General features: G+C 66.4%; 17 protein-coding genes. 7 read left to right on the top strand and 10 right to left on the bottom strand.

Annotated features, from left to right (window positions below; genetic code table 11):
• Positions 1 to 111: 111 nt before the first annotated feature.
• Positions 112 to 630, top strand: coding sequence for a DUF4124 domain-containing protein (locus tag AC57B8_RS24850; protein WP_492744976.1), 519 nt, complete (start codon positions 112 to 114; stop codon positions 628 to 630).
• A gap of 15 nt (positions 631 to 645) precedes the next feature.
• On the opposite strand, the gene AC57B8_RS24845 is transcribed toward AC57B8_RS24850, so the two are convergent.
• Positions 646 to 993: an RnfH family protein gene (locus AC57B8_RS24845; protein WP_062477848.1), complete on the bottom strand. Its 348-nt coding sequence runs from the start codon at positions 991 to 993 to the stop codon at positions 646 to 648.
• Positions 993 to 1,439, bottom strand: coding sequence for a type II toxin-antitoxin system RatA family toxin (locus tag AC57B8_RS24840; protein WP_095745382.1), 447 nt, complete (start codon positions 1,437 to 1,439; stop codon positions 993 to 995). The genes AC57B8_RS24845 and AC57B8_RS24840 overlap by 1 nt, the downstream gene beginning before the upstream one ends.
• Before the next feature lie 62 nt (positions 1,440 to 1,501).
• Between AC57B8_RS24840 and smpB the strand changes: the two genes are divergently transcribed.
• From smpB to AC57B8_RS24810, 6 genes are all read left to right on the top strand, one after another.
• Positions 1,502 to 1,978 (top strand): SsrA-binding protein SmpB, encoded by a 477-nt coding sequence (gene smpB, locus AC57B8_RS24835; protein WP_062477854.1) that lies wholly within the window; start codon positions 1,502 to 1,504, stop codon positions 1,976 to 1,978.
• Between the two features lie 95 nt (positions 1,979 to 2,073).
• Complete coding sequence (locus tag AC57B8_RS24830) at positions 2,074 to 2,454, top strand: COG4315 family predicted lipoprotein (RefSeq protein WP_095745383.1); 381 nt, start codon at positions 2,074 to 2,076, stop codon at positions 2,452 to 2,454.
• A gap of 24 nt (positions 2,455 to 2,478) precedes the next feature.
• Positions 2,479 to 2,985, top strand: coding sequence for a sigma-70 family RNA polymerase sigma factor (locus AC57B8_RS24825; protein ID WP_095745384.1), 507 nt, complete (start codon positions 2,479 to 2,481; stop codon positions 2,983 to 2,985).
• A 15-nt stretch (positions 2,986 to 3,000) separates the two neighbouring features.
• Entirely contained in the window at positions 3,001 to 3,825 is an 825-nt protein-coding gene (locus AC57B8_RS24820; RefSeq protein WP_496481054.1) for an anti-sigma factor family protein, read from the top strand.
• 77 nt (positions 3,826 to 3,902) lie between these two features.
• Positions 3,903 to 4,298 (top strand): COG4315 family predicted lipoprotein, encoded by a 396-nt coding sequence (locus tag AC57B8_RS24815; protein ID WP_062479812.1) that lies wholly within the window; start codon positions 3,903 to 3,905, stop codon positions 4,296 to 4,298.
• 100 nt (positions 4,299 to 4,398) lie between these two features.
• A complete protein-coding gene (locus tag AC57B8_RS24810) occupies positions 4,399 to 5,076 on the top strand; it encodes a hypothetical protein (RefSeq protein WP_496481053.1) in 678 nt (225 codons plus the stop codon).
• Positions 5,077 to 5,089: 13 nt separating this feature from the next.
• Here the strand turns inward: AC57B8_RS24810 and AC57B8_RS24805 are convergent, their stop codons facing one another.
• From AC57B8_RS24805 to AC57B8_RS24770, 8 genes are all read right to left on the bottom strand, one after another.
• Positions 5,090 to 6,007 carry a DMT family transporter gene (locus AC57B8_RS24805; protein ID WP_496481052.1) on the bottom strand — a complete coding sequence of 306 codons (918 nt, stop codon included), beginning with the start codon at positions 6,005 to 6,007 and terminating at the stop codon, positions 5,090 to 5,092.
• A 16-nt stretch (positions 6,008 to 6,023) separates the two neighbouring features.
• A complete protein-coding gene (typA, locus tag AC57B8_RS24800; RefSeq protein WP_095745387.1) occupies positions 6,024 to 7,862 on the bottom strand; it encodes a translational GTPase TypA in 1,839 nt (612 codons plus the stop codon).
• Positions 7,859 to 8,815, bottom strand: a complete 957-nt coding sequence (gene truB, locus AC57B8_RS24795) for a tRNA pseudouridine(55) synthase TruB (RefSeq protein ID WP_496481051.1) — start codon at positions 8,813 to 8,815, stop codon at positions 7,859 to 7,861. Before truB ends, typA begins: the two co-directional genes overlap by 4 nt.
• Before the next feature lie 2 nt (positions 8,816 to 8,817).
• Complete coding sequence (gene rbfA, locus AC57B8_RS24790; protein WP_070060772.1) at positions 8,818 to 9,189, bottom strand: 30S ribosome-binding factor RbfA; 372 nt, start codon at positions 9,187 to 9,189, stop codon at positions 8,818 to 8,820.
• Positions 9,190 to 9,210: 21 nt separating this feature from the next.
• Positions 9,211 to 12,198 carry a translation initiation factor IF-2 gene (gene infB / locus AC57B8_RS24785; protein WP_062479820.1) on the bottom strand — a complete coding sequence of 996 codons (2,988 nt, stop codon included), beginning with the start codon at positions 12,196 to 12,198 and terminating at the stop codon, positions 9,211 to 9,213.
• A 23-nt stretch (positions 12,199 to 12,221) separates the two neighbouring features.
• The gene (nusA, locus tag AC57B8_RS24780; protein ID WP_062479821.1) at positions 12,222 to 13,706 is read right to left on the bottom strand and encodes a transcription termination factor NusA; all 1,485 of its coding nucleotides are present in this window, start codon (positions 13,704 to 13,706) and stop codon (positions 12,222 to 12,224) included.
• Positions 13,707 to 13,723: 17 nt separating this feature from the next.
• On the bottom strand, positions 13,724 to 14,353 hold the full coding sequence (gene rimP / locus AC57B8_RS24775) for a ribosome maturation factor RimP (RefSeq protein WP_062479822.1): 630 nt from the start codon (positions 14,351 to 14,353) through the stop codon (positions 13,724 to 13,726).
• Positions 14,354 to 14,540: 187 nt separating this feature from the next.
• Positions 14,541 to 15,749 carry a YbfB/YjiJ family MFS transporter gene (locus AC57B8_RS24770; RefSeq protein WP_496481050.1) on the bottom strand — a complete coding sequence of 403 codons (1,209 nt, stop codon included), beginning with the start codon at positions 15,747 to 15,749 and terminating at the stop codon, positions 14,541 to 14,543.
• Positions 15,750 to 15,761 lie beyond the last annotated feature (12 nt).

The raw sequence follows: 15,761 nt of genomic DNA, 5'->3' as shown, positions 1-15,761 counted from the left end.
ACGGATTGTAACGAGGCCCTCGCCCGCTTCGCCGGCACGGGTTCTTTTTGACCGTTGCAAAACCGCCTATTACGGATGTTGCAAAAAGTAAGGCCCGGCTAAACTCCGCGCATGAATCTCCTGCATTGGCTGGTACTGGGTTGCGCGTGCGCGCTGCCGCTCTCGGCGAGCGCGCAATGGCAATGGGTCGACAACAGCGGCAAGAAGGTCTTCAGCGACCAGCCGCCGCCCACCGACATCCCCGAGAAGAACATCCTGCGACGCGCCGGCCCCTCGCCGTCGGCCCGTGCGCCCGCCCCGGTCACGCCGGCCCCCGAGGGAAGCAGCGAGACGGCCGCAGCCCCCAAGGCCGCGCCGCCGCCCAAGCCCACGGGCGTGGACAAGGAACTCGAGGAAAAGACCAAGAAGGCCGAGGCCGAGCAGAAGGCCAAGGAAGCGGCTGAAGCGGCCAAGATCGCCAAGGCCAAGGCCGACAACTGCGCCCGTGCGCGCGAGAACAAGAACACCATCGACAGCGGCATCCGCATCGCCAAGGTCAATGCCAAGGGCGAGCGTGAATTCATGGACGACGCCGCACGCGCCGACGCGCAAAAGCGCGCTCAAACGGTCATCGACAGCGACTGCAAGTAAGCCCGCGACGGCCGCTCAGTAGCCGTCCTTGCCGCCCTTGCGCTTGTTCGCGAACAAGCCTGTGCCACGCGCCCCCTGGCGCTGAAAGCGCTCACGGCGCGCCACCTTCGGATCGACCGTGAGCGGTCGGCACAGTTCGATGCGGTCGCCGTCCTTCAGCGGTTGCTCCCACGCCACCGCCCGGCCCCAGATGCCCGGCGTCATGGCATGCCGCCAGTCCAGGTCGGGAAAGCGCTGCATGAGATCGCTGGCCTTCACCGCCTCGGCCACCGCGGTGCCGGGCGCGAGCTGCAGGACCTGCTCGAACACCTCGCGCGCCGCCGGCGAACAGCTCAGCGTGACCTCGATGCGGCGATCGGCCATCAGCCTTCGCCGTAGACCTGTTCGGCGCGCTTGACGAAGGCCTCGACCAGGCTCGAGGCGATGGTGTCGAACACCGGCCCCACCAGGGCCTGCAGCGCGAAGTTGCTGAAGCCGTAGCTCAACTGCAGTTCGACGCGGCAGGCGCGCTCGCCCTGCTCGCCCACGGGGTGGAATTTCCAGGTGCCGTCGAGGTTGGAGAACGGCCCGTCGACCAGCTTCAGCTGCACCTCGCGGCCCGCAATGTGCGTGTTGCGGGTGGTGAAACTCTGGTGCAGCCCGGCGAAGGCCAGGCCGACTTCGGCGGTCATGCCGCCCTCGTCCTGCTCGATGACGCGCGACTTGTCGCACCAGGGCAGGAACTGCGGGTACTTCGCCACATCGGTGACGAGCGCGTACATTTCTTCGGCGCTGTACCAGATGAGGACGGACTTGTGGACTGTTTTCATAGAATCGGCACAGCGTGCGCGACGGATTGTATTGAAGCCATGCGCCCCCAACTTCTCGAGCCATGGCCACCAAGAAACAAGACACCTCCTCCCGCATCGCCGACAACAAGAAGGCCGCCTACAACTATTTCTTCGAAGAACGCTTCGAGGCCGGCATGGTCCTCGAGGGCTGGGAAGTCAAGTCGCTGCGCGAGGGCAAGGTGCAGCTGACCGACGGCTACGTGGTGATCCGCGACGGCGAGCTGTTCGTGGTCGGCTGCCAGATCAACCCGCTCAAGAGCGCCTCGACGCACGTCAATCCTGATTCGGTCCGCACCAAGAAGTTGCTGCTGCACAAGGAAGAGATCAAGCGCCTCGTCGGCAAGGTCGAACAAAAGGGCTACACGCTGGTGCCGCTGAACCTGCACTGGAAGGCCGGCAAGGTGAAGTGCGAGATCGCGCTCGCCAAGGGCAAGGCCGAGCACGACAAGCGCGACACCATCAAGGACCGCGAAGGCAAGCGCGAAGTCGAGCGCGCCATGAAGAGCCGCAACCGCTGATTTTTTCTTTTTTGGGCGGCATGGAATAAAACGCGCGCTGCGGGCGTTTGTGCGGTGTCATCGATCCTCGATACCATCAACCCAGGAGTCTTTCCATGTCACCTATCCGCATGTCCTCCGTCGGCATCGCCGCCGCACTGCTCGGCAGCCTGCTCGCCCTCCCCGCGTTCGCCCAGCCCAAGGCCGCCGATGGCGCGCTGGTCGGTGCGAACGGCATGACGCTCTACACCTTCGACAAGGACACGGCCGGCAGCGGCAAGTCGGCCTGCAACGGCGGCTGCGCCACCAACTGGCCGCCCTTCATGGCGGCCGACACCGACAAGCCGAGCGGCGACTTCACCATCGTCACCCGCGACGACGGCAAGAAGCAATGGGCCGCCAAGGGCTGGCCGCTGTACTACTGGGTGAAGGACACCAAGCCGGGCGACAAGACCGGCGACGGCGTCAACGGCACCTGGAAAACCGCCAAGCCCTGAGTCGGACAGGCTCCCGGCCTACCCATGGACGCCCGCCTGCTGGTCGAGCACATCCCGAGCTTGCGCCGCTATGCGCGTGCGCTCACGGGCAATGCCTGGGCGGCCGACGACCTGGTGCAGGACACGCTCGAGCGCGCTTGCGGCAAGTGGCGGCTCTGGGTGGTGGGCACCGACCTGCGCGCCTGGCTCTTCACGGTCATGCACAACCTCTTCGCCAGCCAGGTGCGCCGCCGGCCGCCACCGCATGCGGTCGTGCCGCTGGAGGATGTAGCACCCGAGCAGCTGCAAGGCGGCGCCGACCCGAGCCTGGGCCTCGACCTGCAGCGCTGCCTGATGCAACTGCCCGAGGAGCAACGCGCCGTGCTGCTGCTGGTGACACTCGAAGACCTGTCCTACGCCGAGGTGGCGAAGGTGCTCGGCATTCCGATCGGCACCGTGATGTCGCGCCTCTCGCGCGCCCGCCTTCGTCTGCAGGAACTGATGGACGGCGCCACCGCGCCCAGCCGCCCCGGCCTGCGCCGCCTCAAGTGACGTGAAGCACCCGCCATGACCCGCCCCCCCCTGCCCCCCACCGACGACGAGCTGCACGCCTGGGTCGACGGCCAGTTGCCGCCCGAACGCCGCGAGGCGGTCGAGGATGCGCTGGCGCGAGATCCGGCCGTGGCCGCCCGCGTGGCGGCCTGGCATGCCCAGCGCGACGCCTTGCGCCGCCTGCACGGCAGCCTGCTCGACGAACCCGTGCCCGCGCCGCTGATGGGCGTGCTCGAACGGCGCCGTGCCGAGGCCGGTCGCTCGACCCCCTGGCTGCGCTGGGGCGGCATGGCCGCGGGCCTGCTTGTCGCCTTCGCGGCCGGCTGGCTCGGCAATGCCCAGTGGTCGGGCGCGCCGCGTGCGGCCGGGGCCTCCCTGGCGCGCGCACCGGCTGTGCGCGAGTTCGTGCGCGATGCCTCGGTGGCCCACGTCGTCTACACCCCTGAAAAACGGCACCCCGTCGAGGTGGCCGCCGCCGAGCAGCAGCACCTGGTGCAGTGGCTGTCCAAGCGCCTGGACCACCCGCTCAAGGTGCCCGATCTGTCCTCGCTCGGCTACACGCTGGTCGGCGGGCGCCTGCTGCCCGGCGAAACCGGCGCGCGCGCGCAGTTCATGTTCGAGGACGCGGCAGGCGAACGCATCACTCTCTACATCGGCACGCTCGACGCGCAGGCCGCGGATGCTGCTGCCTCGCGCGAAACCGCCTTCCGTTTTGCCTCGGACGGCGCCGTGCCGAGCTTCTACTGGGTCGACCGGGGTTTCGGCTATGCCGTGGCCGGTCGCCTGCCGCGCGATGCGCTACTGAGACTCGCGACCCTGGCCTACCGCGAGTTATCGTAGCGACGGCATAAACTGCCGGTTCGCGCATTCACCTGGCTTGTTTTCGCGATTGATTTTTCAACTGAAGGAGAAACTGCATGAAATTGCTCAGCGCCTCGATCCTCGCAGCGGCACTGCTCGCCGGCTGCGGCGGCATGTCCACCAAGACCGCTGGAGCGCCCGACACGCCCACCCGCACCGCCGACGGCGTGCTGGTCGGCCCGAACGGCATGACGCTCTACACCTTCGCCCGCGACACCGCCAATGCCGGTACCTCCGCCTGCAACGGCCAATGCGCCACCAACTGGCCGCCGCTCGCGGTGGCCGACGCCGCCAAGCCCATGGGCGGCTACACCATCATCGTGCGTGAAGACGGCAAGAAGCAGTGGGCCTACAAGGGCTGGCCGCTGTACTACTGGGCCAAGGACACCAAGGCCGGCGACAAGACCGGTGACGGCGTGGCCAACGGTGCCTGGAAGGTTGCCCGTCCCTGATGCCGCTGATGTGATGACGTCGGTCTGAACCGGCGCTTTCAGCGACCCAAGCCTCGGCATCTGCCGGGGCTTTTTTCATGGTGCACGGCAGAATGGCCCGATGACTTTTGCCGACACCCACCCGGATGCCTTCCACGCGCTTGTGTCCCACGGCCTCATCACCGACGCGCAGCACGATGCCGCGCTCGCGCACCCCGAGGCCCCCGCCCTGCCACCGATTCCCGGCCCCGCGCATGCGCTGGCCTGGATGCGCCTCAAGAACCTGATCGCCGAGGAAGAACTGGATGCGGCTGTGGAACGCCTTGAAGCCGCCTCGCCGGTCGTCGCGGCTTTCACCGAAGCGGAAGACATCGCCTACGACGCGGACGACCTGCTGGACCTCGGCAAGACCGGCATCACGCACGAGGCCGTGGTCGCGCTGTTCAACGAGGGGCTGATCGACACCGAAACCCGCGACCTGGCGCTGCGCGCCGCGCCCCTGACCGGCGCGTCCGTCGCCCTGGGCCGCACGCTGGGCTGGCTGGTGACCGACGGCCTGCTCGACACGGCGCCGTTCGAAGCGCTCCGCGCCCGTGTTGCCGCCGAGCCGGCCTTTGCGACGGCAGCCGACCACCGACGCATCCTCGACGAAGCCCAGGCGATCGTCGCCGCCGACGAGCAGGAGACCGCCGACATGCTCAAAGAGTTCGCGCGCAGCCAGCAAGCCAGCTGGCGCAACTTCGGAATGATCGTGGTGGCCGTCGTGATCGTGATCGGCTGGTACCTCTTCGGCCGCTGAGGGCGACGAAAGGTCAATGCGCGCCGGGCAGCGCGCTGTCCGCCAGCGTGGTGCGGCGCCCGCGCAGCGCGAGCAGCTCGTTGAACACCAGCGCGCCGATCACGAGCACGCCGCCCGTCAGCACGCTGGCCGCGGGCGTCTCGCCGGCGCCGAGCCAGGCCAGCGCGATGCCGAAGATCACCTCGAGCAGCGCCAGCAACGCCACCTCGGGCGCCTTGAGCACCTGCGCGCACAGCACCGAGAGCACGCAGGGAATCGCCAACTGAAAGACGCCCAGGAAGGCCAGCAGCCCCAGGTCATGGGGGCTGGCATGGAACGGCCAGGCCAGCGGCAAGGTGACGAGTGCGGAGAGGGTCGCGCCGATCAGCACCGCAGGCACAAGGTCGACATCCTGCCCCTTGGCGTGCGCATGCTGGACCACGGTCCATTGCGTCGCGCCGGCCAGCGGCACGCACAGCGCCACCAGCGTGCCGACGAGTGACCCACCGCCACCGCCCAGCAGCTGCATGCCGTACATCCAGCCGATGCCCAGCCCGGCGACCACGATGGCCGCCCAGGTGCGTGCGGGCAACCTGTGCCCGATGAAGAGGCGTGCGGCCAGTGCGGTGAACAGCGGCCCGAGCGACATCGTGACCAGCACGCTCGCGGTGGAGGTGAGGGTCAGCGCCACCATGAAGGCCGTGAACATCACGGCCCAGCAGACACCCGAGATCCAGAGCGAGTGCCCGCCGCGGCGCAGCTGCGAGAACACCGCCCGCCCCCGCCAAAGCGGCAAGATCACCAGCAGCGCCAGCATCGTGAAGAGGCTGCGCCAGAAGGTGATCTCGAAACTGTGCGCCTGCGCCAAGTGCCGCGTGACGACGCCCGCCGTGCCCCACATGAGGGTCACGACGACCATCAGCCCGACAGCGGCGCCGTGCGTCAAGCGCATGGCCGATCGAAGGCGATCAGCCGTTCGACGTGTCGCGGCCGGCGCGCTTGCGGTCGCTTTCCTTCAGGAAACGCTTGCGCAGGCGCACGCTCTTGGGCGTGATTTCGACCAGCTCGTCGTCCTCGATGAACTCGACGCCGTATTCCAGCGTGAGGTCGATCGGGGGCGTGATCTTGATCGCGTCTTCCTTGCCGCTCACGCGGAAGTTGGTCAGCTGCTTGGTGCGCGTGGCGTTCACGACCAGGTCGTTGTCGCGGCTGTGGATGCCGACGATCATGCCTTCGTACACCGGATCGTTCGCCTTCACGAACATGCGGCCGCGGTCGTCCAGCTTGCCCAGCGCGTAGGTGAAGATTTCACCGTCGTCCATCGAGATCAGCACGCCGTTCTTGCGGCTGCCGATCTCGCCCTTGTGGGCTTCGTAGCTGTCGAAGATGTTGCTGATGAGGCCCGAGCCGCGCGTCAGGTTCAGGAATTCGTTCGTGAAGCCGATGAGGCCACGCGCCGGAATGCGGTACTCCAGGCGCACGCGGCCACGGCCGTCCGGTTCCATGTTGACCAGCTCGCCCTTGCGTTCGCCCAGTGCCTGCATCACGCCACCCTGGTGGGTTTCCTCGATGTCGGCCGTGACCAATTCGATAGGCTCGTGCTTTTCGCCGTTCACGGTGCGGAACACCACGCGCGGCTTGGACACGGCCATTTCATAGCCTTCGCGGCGCATGTTTTCCAGCAGGATGGTCAGGTGCAGTTCGCCGCGGCCCATGACTTCGAAGATGCCTTCTTCGTCGGTCTCGCTCACGCGCAGGGCCACGTTGTGCTGCAGTTCCTTTTGCAGGCGGTCCCAGATCTGGCGGCTGGTCACGAACTTGCCTTCGCGGCCGGCCAGCGGGCTGGTGTTCACGCAGAAGTTCATGGTCAGGGTCGGTTCGTCGACCTTGAGCATGGGCAGCGGCGCAGGCTTGTCCTTGTCGGTCACGGTGACGCCGATGCCGATGTCGGCGATGCCGTTGATCAGCACGATTTCGCCAGGGCCGGCTTCGGTCGATTGCACGCGATCCAGGCCCTGGAAGGTCAGCACCTGGTTGACGCGGCCCTTGACGGTCTTGCCGTCCGGACCTTCCATGACCAGCACGTCGGTCATGGGCTTGAGCGTGCCCTGGCTGATGCGGCCCACGCCGATACGACCGACGAAGGTCGAGAAGTCGAGCGCGGAAATCTGCAGCTGCAGCGGTGCATTCGGGTCACCCTTTTGCGACGGCACGTGCTTCAGGATGGTGTTGAACAGGGCCGACATGTCGGGGCCCCACTGCTCGCCAGGAGCGCCTTCTTCGAGCGACGACCAGCCGTTGATGCCCGAGGCGTACACCACGGGGAAGTCGAGCTGTTCGTCGGTCGCGCCGAGCTTGTCGAACAGGTCGAAGGCGGCATTGACCACCTTGTCGGGGTTCGCGCCGGGCTTGTCGACCTTGTTCACGACCAGGATGGGCTTCAGGCCCAGGGCCAGCGCCTTCTTGGTCACGAAGCGCGTCTGCGGCATCGGGCCTTCCTGCGCGTCGATCAGCAGCACCACGCCGTCGACCATCGACAGCGCGCGCTCCACTTCACCGCCGAAGTCCGCGTGGCCCGGGGTGTCGACGATGTTGATGTGCGTGCCTTCCCAGGTCACGGCGCAGTTCTTGGCCAGGATCGTGATGCCACGTTCCTTTTCGATCGCGTTGTTGTCCATCACCGTGTCGACGACCTTCTCGTGCTCGGCGAAGGTGCCCGACTGGCGCAGCAGCTGGTCGACCATGGTGGTCTTGCCATGGTCCACGTGGGCAATGATGGCGATATTGCGGATTTGCTTGGTACTCATGGTGTCGCTTCGGTCTGTGGTGCGTTCAAAAGAATTTGCTGAATTTCGATGGGGTTCAGCAAGCGCCCCGGGATCAGTTCGCCGGCGCTCACGTGGGCGGTGCCCAGGAACGCCTGCGGGTCGGTGCCGAACACGGCCACCGCCTCGGCATCGGCCCAGCCGCCGCGGCGGCGCAGGCCCGAGAGAAAACGTGCGGCATCTTCGGCCGCGAGCGTGACGCGGCTGTGGCCGTCGACCAGCGCTTCGGGAGGCAACAGGCGTGCCAGGCGCTCGTCTTCGGTCATGGCTTCGAGCGCTTCGATGGTGACGCACTGCGCCTGCCCGAATCCGCCCGTGGCCGTGCGGCGCAGCGAGGTCAGGTGCGCGCCGCAACCCAGCGCCTCGCCGATGTCCTCACCCAGGGTGCGAATGTAGGTGCCCTTGCTCACGCTCGCCACGATGCGGATGCTGGTGTCATCCAGCCGGGTCAGCGTGAGTTTGTGAATGACGACGTCGCGCGGCGCGCGCTCGATCTCGATGCCTTCGCGTGCGTACTCGTACAGCGCCTTGCCGTCTTTCTTGAGTGCGCTGTGCATCGGCGGCACCTGGCGGATCGGGCCGGTGAATCGGGCCTGGACGCGGGCCAGGTCTTCTGGCGACACCTGCACCGGCCGCTCGGCGATCACCTCGCCCTCGGCGTCACCCGTGGCGGTCTTGACGCCCAGGCGCGCGACCGCCTCGTAGGTCTTGTCGGCGTCCAGGTGCAGTTGGCTGAATTTGGTGGCGGCGCCGAAACACAGCGGCAGCACGCCTGTGGCGAGCGGATCGAGCGTGCCGGTGTGGCCCGCTTTTTCGGCGCGCAGCAACCACTTGGCCTTTTGCAAGGCCTGGTTGCTGGAAAACCCCAGCGGCTTGTCGAGCAGCAACACCCCATGCACAGGGCGCCGCTGCACCCGTGTGCGTGGCGCGTTCATCGCTAGTCGTCTTTCGAGCGCGAAGCAACGGCCTGTGCGATGAGCGCATTCATGTCGGCCGCACGCTCGGTGGTGCGGTCGAACAGGAAGTGCAGCGTCGGCACGGTGTGGATGTGCAGGCGCTTGAACAGGCCGTTGCGCAGGAAGCCTGCGGCCTGGTTCAGCGCTTCGGTGGTCTCGGCCACGTCGCCCGTGAGCAGGCTGAAGAAGACCTTCGCATGCGCATAGTCGGGCGTGACCTCGACCGCCTGGATCGTGACCATGCCCACGCGCGGGTCCTTCAACTCGCGCGCGATCAGCTCCGTCAGATCGCGCTGGATCTGGTCGGCGACCTTGAACGCGCGGTTGGGTGCGGCTGCTTTTCTTTTCGGCATGGCCTGTCTCGCGTCGAACGCTTACAGCGTCCGGGCGATTTCCTTGATCTCGAAGAATTCGAGTTGATCGCCTTCCTTGATGTCGTTGTAGTTCTTGAGCTTGATACCGCACTCAAAACCTTCGCGGACTTCGCGGACATCGTCCTTCATGCGCTTGATCGAGTCGACTTCGCCGGTGTAGATCACCACGTTGTCGCGCAGCAGGCGGAAATGCGCGCTGCGGTTGACCGAGCCCGACGTGACGTACGAGCCGGCCACGGTGCCGATCTTCGAGGCCACGAACACCGTGCGGATCTCGGCCGAGCCGATGATCTCTTCGCGGCGCTCCGGTGCCAGCATGCCCGACATCGCAACCTTGATCTCGTCCACAGCGTCGTAAATGATGCTGTAGTAGTTCAGCTGAACGCCATTGCCTTCGGCCAGCTTGCGCGCACCGGCATCGGCCCGCACGTTGAAGCCGATGACCACCGCCTTCGACGCGATCGCGAGGTTGATGTCGCTTTCGCTGATGCCGCCGACGCCGGCGTACACGATCTGCACCTTGACTTCTTCGGTCGCCAGCTTGAGCAGCGACTGGGCCAGTGCTTCCTGCGAGCCCTGCACGTCGGCCTTGATGATGATGCGCAGCGTCTGCACTTCGCCCGCCGACAGGTCGGTGAACATGTTCTGCAGGTTCGCGGCTTGCGCCTTCGCCAGCTTCGTGTTGCGGAACTTGCCCGCACGGTAGGTGGCGATTTCGCGCGCACGGCGCTCGTCGGCCATCACCATGAACTCGTCGCCCGCTTGCGGCACTTCGGTCAGACCCTGGATTTCGACCGGGATCGACGGACCTGCCGACTTGGTGGCCTTGCCGTCTTCGTCCAGCATGGCGCGCACGCGGCCATAGGTGGAACCCGCCAGCACCACGTCGCCGGTCTTGAGCGTGCCGGACTGAACCAGCACGGTCGCGACCGGGCCGCGGCCCTTGTCGAGCTGGGCTTCGATGACCAGGCCCTTGGCGGCGGCATCCACCGGCGCCTTGAGTTCCAGCACTTCGGCCTGCAGCAGCACCTGCTCGAGCAGGTCGTCGATGCCCTGGCCGGTCTTGGCCGACACCGGCACGAACGGCACGTCGCCGCCGTACTCTTCGGGCACGACCTCTTCAGCCACCAGTTCCTGCTTCACGCGGTCCAGGTTGGCGTCGGGCTTGTCCACCTTGTTGATCGCAACCACGATCGGCACACCCGCCGCCTTCGCGTGCTTGATGGCTTCCTTGGTCTGGGGCATGACGCCGTCGTCGGCCGCCACCACCAGGATCACGATGTCGGTGGCCTGCGCACCGCGGGCACGCATGGCGGTGAACGCCTCGTGACCCGGGGTGTCGAGGAACGACACCATGCCGCGTTCGGTTTCGACGTGGTACGCACCGATGTGCTGCGTGATGCCGCCGGCTTCGCCCGCGGCGACCTTGGCGCGGCGGATGTAGTCCAGCAGCGAGGTCTTGCCGTGGTCGACGTGACCCATGACGGTCACGACCGGTGCGCGCGGCAGGGCTTCGGCCTGTTGCGCCGACACGTCCTCGTCGGTGAAGGCTTCGGGGTCGTCCAGCGCGGCAACCACCGCGTTGTGGCCCATTTCCTCCACGATGATCATCGCGGTGTCCTGGTCGAGGGACTGGTTGATGGTCGCCATCATGCCCAGCTTCATCAATTGCTTGATGACTTCCTGCGCCTTCACGGCCATCTTGTGCGCGAGCTCGGCGACCGTGATGGTCTCGGGCACGTGCACTTCGAGCACGCGCGCCTCGACCGGTGCGGCCGGTGCGTGCTGCTCGTCATGACCGCCACGGTCGTTGCCGCGACGGCCACGCGGGCCTCCGCGCCAGTTGCCGCGGCTGACACCCCCGCTGGCATCGCCGCGGGTCTTGATTTCCTTCTTCTTGGCAGGATCGCCGGCCCAGCTCGACGAGAGCTTGGCGGACTTGACTTCCTTGCCGGCACCGGCGGCGGCCGGCGCTGCGGCGCCAGGGGCCGCAGGGGCGCCCGGGCGGCCCGGCGGCGTGGCTGGCTTGTGCAGCGTGCCCTTGACCGTCGACTTTTCAGGCTGCGGCTTCTCGGGCGCCTTGTGCGGCACCAGCACTCGGGCCGGTGCGTTCATCATGGCGCGGATGGCTTCGGCTTCGGCCAGGGCCTTGCGGCGACGCTCGTCGAGGTCCTTGGCGCGGGCGGCTTCTTCGTCGGCACGGGCCTTCGATTCGGCGGCGGCCTTGGCCTTGGCGTCTTCCTTGGCCTGCGTGGCGGCGTTCTGGGCGGCCAGCTTGGTGTCGGCGGCCTGCTTTTCGGCAACGGCAGCGGTTTCTGCAGCCGCAGCGGCGGCGGCCACAGCGGCCGGTGCGGCCGGGGCAGCCACCGGCTGCTTTGCAGCTTCCTTGGCCGAGGCGGCGGCGGCTTCAGCGGCCTTCTTCTCGGCGGCGATGCGCGCAGCTTCCTGCTCGGCCTGTTCGGCGCGCTCGGCCTTTTCGGCCTGCTCGCGTTCGCGGGCTTCGGTTTCTTCGCGCTGGCGACGCTTCTCGGCCAGCTCTTCTTCCTGGCGGCGGATCAGCTCGGCCTGACGGCGTGCGTCTTCCTCGCGGCGGGCCAGTTCGGCTTCGTCGATCTGGGGCGCGGCCGGTGCGGCGGACGTTTCGGCCGCCTGCTGCTGCGCGCCTTCGGCCGTGGCCGGGTGACCTTCATCGCGCTGGATGAAGGTGCGCTTCTTGCGCACTTCGACCTGAATGGTGCGGGCGCGACCGGTGGCGTCGGCCTGCTTGATCTCGCTGGTCGACTTCTTGGTCAGCGTGATCTTCTTGCGCTCGGGCTCGGCCGTGCCGTGGCTGGCCTTCAGGAAGCCGAGCAAGCGCTGCTTGTCGGCCTCCGTGAGTGCATCGGTGGCGGCCGCTTTGGGCACGCCTGCGCTCTTGAGCTGGTCAAGCAAGGTTTCGGGAGTCTTCTTGAGCTCGTTCGCGAACTCGGCGACAGTGGTACTGGACATATTGCTTTCGTGCCTCCATACCGTCACTCTTGGCCGGCGAACCAATGTTCGCGGGCTTTCAAGATGAGGGCTTTGGCGTCATCGGCGCTCAGGCCGGTGATTTCGGTGAGTTCATCGACCGCGAGGTCGGCCAGGTCGTCACGGGTGTTCACACCCGCTTCAGCCAGCTGCGGAATCAGGTCGGGATTGAGGCCTTCGAGGTCGCGCAGGTTCTGCGAGACGGTTTCGACACCTTCTTCCTTGGCGATTTCCATGGTCAGCAGCGCATCCTTTGCACGGGCGCGCAGCTCATTGATGGTGTCTTCGTCGAAGGCCTCGATCTCAAGCATCTCGGAGATCGGCACGTAGGCCACCTCTTCGAGGCTGTTGAAACCTTCCGAAATCAGGATGTCGGCGATTTCCTCGTCGACATCGAGCTTTTCCATGAAGAGCTTGCGGCTGGCATCGGTCTCGGTCGCCTGCTTCTGGGCCGACTCGTTCGCGTCCATGATGTTGATCTTCCAACCGGTGAGGTCGGAAGCTAGGCGCACGTTCTGGCCGCCGCGGCCGATGGCGATCGCGAGGTTTTCCTCGTCCACCACCACGTCCATGGCGTGCTTTTCTTCGTCGACCACGATCGACGAGACATTCGCCGGCGCCAGGGCACCGATCACGAACTGGGCCGGGTCTTCGCTCCACAGCACGATGTCCACGCGCTCGCCGGCGAGCTCGTTCGTGACGGCGTTGACGCGGGTGCCGCGCACGCCGACGCAGGTGCCGATCGGGTCGACACGCTTGTCGTGCGAGAGCACGGCGATCTTGGCGCGCGAACCGGGGTCACGGGCGCAGCTCTTGATCTCGAGCAGGCCTTGTTCGATCTCGGGCACTTCCTGGCGGAACAGCTCGATCATGAACTCGGGGGCCGAGCGCGACAGGATGATCGGCGCGCCGCGCAGCGTCAGGTCGACCTCCATGATCATGGCCCGCACGCGGTCGCCGTTGCGCAGGTTTTCCTTGGCGATCATCTCGCTGCGGCGCAGACGGCCTTCGACGCGCCCGGCTTCCACGATGATGTCGCCCTTGTCCAGGCGCTTGACGGTGCCCACGAAGATCTTGTCGCCGCGCGACATGAAGTCGTTGAGCAGCATCTCGCGCTCGGCGTCGCGGATCTTCTGCAGGATGACCTGCTTGGCAGCCATGGCACCGATGCGCCCGATCGGCACCGAATCGACGGATTCCTCGATGTATTCGTCGACCTCGATGTCGGGCATCTCCTCACGAGCCTCGAAGAGCAGGATCTCCTGGTCGGGCAGTTGCAGGCCGGCTTCGTCGGGAACGACGTGCCAGCGGCGGAAAGTTTCGTAGTCGCCGCTGTCGCGATCGACCGCCACGCGGATATCCACGTCACCCTGATGGAGCTTCTTGGTGGCTTGCGCCAGTGCGGATTCGACCGCGCCGAAGACCACGTCGCGCTCGACGTTCTTCTCGCGCGAGATCGCATCCACCAACATCAACATTTCGCGATTCATGCCACCACTCCTCTTGTTCAGTCCGGAACGTTCATTCCGTCGTCAATATCCGAAAAACCCGGTTGGGTTTTGGCCTTACGGCCCTTGAAATCCACAATCGGCGCAAGCCGCGCATCGCGCAGCTCGTCCAATACGAAGCCCAGCGCATGCAACGGTGCAGGCGCGCGCTTCTTGCTCACTTTTTGACCCGGCTTGGTCTCGGGCGCATCGCTCCAGACGATCTGCCAACCCGAACCGCCTTCAGCACGCTCCAGCGTGCCGCGAAACTTCTTGCGATTGGCCGACACCTGGCCCGCCGCGGCAGCGCCCATGGGCGCCTTGAGGGTGATGTCGATCACCGCGCCCACGAATCGCTCGAAATCCTGTTCATTGCGCAAGGGGCGATCGATACCGGGCGAGGAGACCTCGAGCCGCTTGTAATCGACCGCATCGACTTCCAGCGCGAATTGCAGCTGGCGCGTGACCTTCTCGCAGTCTTCCACCGTCACGAAGGGTTCGGGCACGCCGGCCGCCACATCTTCAGAGGTGGGGGGCGTCCAGGGCAAATCAATCGTCACGCGCAGCAATCCACCGGCCGAGCGTTCGACCTCGACCAGGTCGTAGCCGAGACCGGCCACGGTTTGTTCTACTGTTTGCTGCAATGCCACGTGTTTGAAAGCGCCTTCTGAATCAATGCCCAAGCCGCAGCACCCGCCCACCACGGATGCCACGACGCCAAATAATTGCTGCTTGAGAATGCATAGACCAAAAAAAACGGGCGGTTGGTACCCGCCCGTTTGGTCGTGAGCCTCGAATTATATGCTATTCGCGTGCATAAATGAAGGACATCGGTATTCAGGCGGCCACAGGGCGCCGGTATTTCGACCAGACCACGGCAAACAGCACCGCGCCCAGGGCCAATGCGGCCGCCGCCACCAGCAAAGGCAGCTCGAAAGAACCGGTGCGTTGGGCCAACGGCGCCGCAAAAAGCGGCCCGATGATCTGCCCCACCCCGTAGGACGCCGTGGCATAGCCGATCAGCCCGGCCGCGGCATTGCCGCGCAGCCTGCGGGCTTCCCGCATGGCGAAAAGCGTGATGGCGGTGAAAGGCATGCCGAGCAGCAGGCTGCCGAGCGCAAAACCCGCAATGGTCGGCCAGGCCACCGAAAACACGACGCCCAGGGCCTGCAATGCATAAGCGGCGGCCAGCAGCAGCCGGTTGTCCCAATGCACCGGGGCGCGGGCGCCGATCAATGCGCCCGGAATGATGGCTGCGCCGAACAGCGGCCAGAAGAAATCCGGCCACGGCGATCCCGGCAGCGCCTGCCGGGCGATCACGGGCAAGAAAGTGGCAGTAATGATGTAACCAAAGCCTGCCAGCCCATAGAGCGCGACCAGCCAGATCGCATCGCTGCGGGCTGAAGCCGATCCGATAGCGTCGCCCGTTGCCGCAGCCGGACTTGCCGCCGCCCCGCCCGCTACCGCCCCCACCCGCTCGCCATCGTCGAACACCCGCCAGATCACGGCGATCAGCACCACGGCCAGCAGCCCGAGGCCGATCCAGCCCGCCTCCGAACCCCAGCGGCCGAGCGCCCCGCCCAGCAGGCCGGTCATGGCGATCCCGATGCCCGGCCCGGTGTAGATCACGCCGGCCAGCATGGGCGAATTCGTCTCGGCCAGTCGGCGCAGCCCCCAGCCCGAGGCAAACACGAAAACCCAGGCGCTCATCACCCCGGCCGCCGCGCGCAACACGCTCCAGCCGACGAAGCTGTGCAGCAGCCCCATGCCGACCAGCAAGGCCGCCGTGGCCAGCAGCCCGCCGCGCACCATGCTCGACGCCTTGATGCCGATGGCCGCGCAGCTGACCGCGCCGAAGAAATAGCCCAGGTAATTAAGAGACGCCAGCAAACCGCCGCCGGCCAGCTCGAGCTTTCCCTCGCTCAGCATGATGGGCAGCATGGGCGTGAAGGCGAAGCGCCCCAGGCCCATGGCCACCGCCAGCGTGACCATGCAGGCCAGCGCCGCGCGCCAGGCCCCGCGCCGGTCGTGTCCGATATTCGACATTTCTACCCGTCT

It is taken from the genome of Variovorax sp. BGA-UO-ETr-C22, from assembly GCF_059567965.1.
This window is presented reverse-complemented; position numbering and strand designations above follow the sequence as displayed.

Bases quoted from the DNA above. Each gene is read 5' to 3' on its own strand.
- AC57B8_RS24850 (WP_492744976.1), top strand. From the start codon at position 112: ATGAATCTCCTGCATTGGCTGGTACTGGGTTGCGCGTGCGCGCTGCCG.
- AC57B8_RS24845 (WP_062477848.1), bottom strand. From the start codon at position 993: ATGGCCGATCGCCGCATCGAGGTCACGCTGAGCTGTTCGCCGGCGGCG.
- AC57B8_RS24840 (WP_095745382.1), bottom strand. From the start codon at position 1,439: ATGAAAACAGTCCACAAGTCCGTCCTCATCTGGTACAGCGCCGAAGAA.
- smpB (WP_062477854.1), top strand. From the start codon at position 1,502: ATGGCCACCAAGAAACAAGACACCTCCTCCCGCATCGCCGACAACAAG.
- AC57B8_RS24830 (WP_095745383.1), top strand. From the start codon at position 2,074: ATGTCACCTATCCGCATGTCCTCCGTCGGCATCGCCGCCGCACTGCTC.
- AC57B8_RS24825 (WP_095745384.1), top strand. From the start codon at position 2,479: ATGGACGCCCGCCTGCTGGTCGAGCACATCCCGAGCTTGCGCCGCTAT.
- AC57B8_RS24820 (WP_496481054.1), top strand. From the start codon at position 3,001: ATGACCCGCCCCCCCCTGCCCCCCACCGACGACGAGCTGCACGCCTGG.
- AC57B8_RS24815 (WP_062479812.1), top strand. From the start codon at position 3,903: ATGAAATTGCTCAGCGCCTCGATCCTCGCAGCGGCACTGCTCGCCGGC.
- AC57B8_RS24810 (WP_496481053.1), top strand. From the start codon at position 4,399: ATGACTTTTGCCGACACCCACCCGGATGCCTTCCACGCGCTTGTGTCC.
- AC57B8_RS24805 (WP_496481052.1), bottom strand. From the start codon at position 6,007: ATGCGCTTGACGCACGGCGCCGCTGTCGGGCTGATGGTCGTCGTGACC.
- typA (WP_095745387.1), bottom strand. From the start codon at position 7,862: ATGAGTACCAAGCAAATCCGCAATATCGCCATCATTGCCCACGTGGAC.
- truB (WP_496481051.1), bottom strand. From the start codon at position 8,815: ATGAACGCGCCACGCACACGGGTGCAGCGGCGCCCTGTGCATGGGGTG.
- rbfA (WP_070060772.1), bottom strand. From the start codon at position 9,189: ATGCCGAAAAGAAAAGCAGCCGCACCCAACCGCGCGTTCAAGGTCGCC.
- infB (WP_062479820.1), bottom strand. From the start codon at position 12,198: ATGTCCAGTACCACTGTCGCCGAGTTCGCGAACGAGCTCAAGAAGACT.
- nusA (WP_062479821.1), bottom strand. From the start codon at position 13,706: ATGAATCGCGAAATGTTGATGTTGGTGGATGCGATCTCGCGCGAGAAG.
- AC57B8_RS24770 (WP_496481050.1), bottom strand. From the start codon at position 15,749: ATGTCGAATATCGGACACGACCGGCGCGGGGCCTGGCGCGCGGCGCTG.